The organism is Methylobacterium sp. WL12 (assembly GCF_008039475.1).
GTDB lineage: Bacteria > Pseudomonadota > Alphaproteobacteria > Rhizobiales > Beijerinckiaceae > Methylobacterium > Methylobacterium cerastii.
The window spans coordinates 1-2,264 of sequence record NZ_VRUW01000191.1 but is presented as its reverse complement, the minus strand read 5'-3'; the positions used below and the strand labels follow the sequence as shown (position 1 = coordinate 2,264).

Sequence of the window (2,264 nt, the reverse complement as noted above, 5' to 3'; positions counted from 1 at the left end):
TCCCTGCCGATCGCGACCCTGCTGATCCGCCCGGCCCGCCCCCCGGCGATCCTGGCGGAGCGGCTGATCGGGTTCCTGCGGGAGGCGCGCGACGCGGAGGGTTTTGCGGCGGGGTGAGGCGCCACCTCCCTCCCCTCGCTGCGGGCAGGGCGTTTGTAGATGGTACCGCACCGTCATTCCGGGGCGCCGCAGGCGAGCCCGGAATCCAGAACCGCCGACGGTGCAAAGTCCGGCTCGACCAGCGTTTCTGGATCCCGGGCTCCGCTGCGCGGCCCCGGGATGACGAAGGTGCCGCCAATGGGTTTCCGAAAGGCAAGTCGGCATCGGCCCTCGCCCTGCCCGCTTTATTAGGGAAAGCGGATCGACACGCCCCTCCTCTCAGGCCGGGTTGCCTTCGCTCGCAGGTCCGTGGGAAAGCATTCTTCCTTTCCTGAGCACGGGTCTCGCGTGATCGCTTCCTCCTCCGCCACCCTCGTCGGCTGCGGCGCGATCCTGCTGTGGTCGCTCCTGGCGCTGTTTACCGCCGCGTCCGGCACGGTGCCGCCGTTCCAGCTCGCAGCGATGACCTTCGCGCTGGGCGGACTCGTCGGCTGCGCGAGCTGGTTCGCGCGCCGGGGCGGGGTCGCGGCCGGGCTCGCGGCGCTTCGCCAGCCCTGGCCGGTCTGGGCGCTGGGGGTCGGCGGGCTGTTCGGCTACCACGCCCTGTACTTCGCCGCCCTGCGCCTGGCACCGCCGGCCGAGGCCGGGCTGATCAACTACCTCTGGCCGCTGCTGATCGTTCTGTTCTCGGCGCGGCTCCCCGGGGCAGGCGGACTGCGGCCCGGCCACCTCGTCGGCGCGCTCCTCGGGCTCGCGGGCGTCGTCGTGCTGTTCCTCGGCCGCGGCGCGTTTCGCTTCGACGATGCGGCGCTGCCCGGCTACGCGGCCTCGCTCGCCGCCGCCTTCGTCTGGGCGGGCTACTCGGTGCTGTCGCGCCGGGTCGGCACGGTGCCGACGGATGCGGTCGCAGGCTTCTGCCTCGCCACCGCCGCCTTGAGCCTCGCCTGCCATCGCGTGTGGGAGACGACGACTTGGCCGGAGGGCGCCCTGCAATGGGCCGCCGTCGTCGCCCTGGGCCTCGGGCCGGTCGGGGCCGCGTTCTACCTGTGGGACATTGGCTGCAAGCGCGGCGACATTCGCCTGCTCGGCGTCGCGGCCTACGCCGCGCCGGTGCTCTCGACGCTGATCCTCGTCGCCTCGGGCTACGCCGCCGCGACCCCGGTCCTCGGCATCGCCTGCGCGCTCATCGTCGCCGGCGCTCTGATCGCGCTGCGGGCCTCACGCGGGGTGGGGTAGCCGCCGGCGCTTCCTTCCCTCGCAGAGAGGGAAGGAAGCGCACCCGAGCTCACCGCGGCGTCGGGCGCCAGTCCGCTGGGGCCATCTCGAAACCCGAAAAGTCGAAGGCCGGGGAGACCGTGCAGCCGACGAGCGTCCAGGCGCCAAGGCTCGTCGCCGTCTGCCAGTGGCCCTCCGGCACGACCAGCTGCGGCCGCTGCCCGCGGAGGAGGTCGGGGCCGAGATGGTGGGCGGCGGCGTCGTGGCCGTTCGGGCTCACCGTGAGCACCAGCGGCGCGCCCGCGTGCCAGTGCCAGATCTCGGCGGCGTCGACGCGATGCCAGGCCGAAACCTCGCCGACGTCGAGCAGGTAGTAGATCGCGCTGCCGACAGAGCGCCCCTCGACCGTGCGCGGATCGCGGAAGGTCTCGCGGTAGTGCCCGCCCTCCGGGTGCGGTTGCAGCCCGAGCGCCGCGATCACCGCCGGTGCCGTCATCTCCGCCATGGTCGTTCGCATCCTTCGATCGGGCTGGTGGGACCCGTGTTCGCACATCCGCCAAAGGCCCGGTGCCTACTCGGCGATGGCACCCTGGGGAACGTGGAAGCCGGGTGGGGCCTTCGGGGCCGCATCCTTGCGCGGCGCGGGCTTCGCCGGCCTTCGCACCGCCGCGGGCGTCGCTTCTTTGCCGGCTTCGTTCGTGTTCGCCGCGGCGTCCGCCGGGGCGGTCTCGGTCGCGTTGCCCTTGCGATTTCCTTTGGCGTCCCTCTTGCCGTTCCCCTTGGTCCCGCGCGCAGCCACAGGCGGCGCGGCGACGGCCGGCGGGTCGATGCAGGTGCGGAAGGCGAGGGAGGCCAGGGGGGTGCCGTCCTCGGCGACGATCGGCAGGGGATCGGGCAGGGCCGGCAGCGCGGCCTCCCAGCGGATCGGGGCGCCGAGCTGGGTTTCGAGC

2 protein-coding genes and 1 pseudogene are annotated in these 2,264 nt (G+C 73.2%); 1 reads left to right on the top strand and 2 read right to left on the bottom strand.

Translation table 11 applies throughout. From position 1 onward, the window contains the following. Positions 1–450: 450 nt before the first annotated feature. On the top strand, positions 451–1,335 hold the full coding sequence (locus FV226_RS27360; protein WP_147754199.1) for an EamA family transporter: 885 nt from the start codon (positions 451–453) through the stop codon (positions 1,333–1,335). A 49-nt stretch (positions 1,336–1,384) separates the two neighbouring features. Here the strand turns inward: FV226_RS27360 and FV226_RS27355 are convergent, their stop codons facing one another. Continuing rightward, positions 1,385–1,819, bottom strand: coding sequence for a cupin domain-containing protein (locus FV226_RS27355; protein WP_147765385.1), 435 nt, complete (start codon positions 1,817–1,819; stop codon positions 1,385–1,387). A 66-nt stretch (positions 1,820–1,885) separates the two neighbouring features. Further along, positions 1,886–2,264, bottom strand: a pseudogene (locus tag FV226_RS27350) (hypothetical protein); the annotation flags it as partial.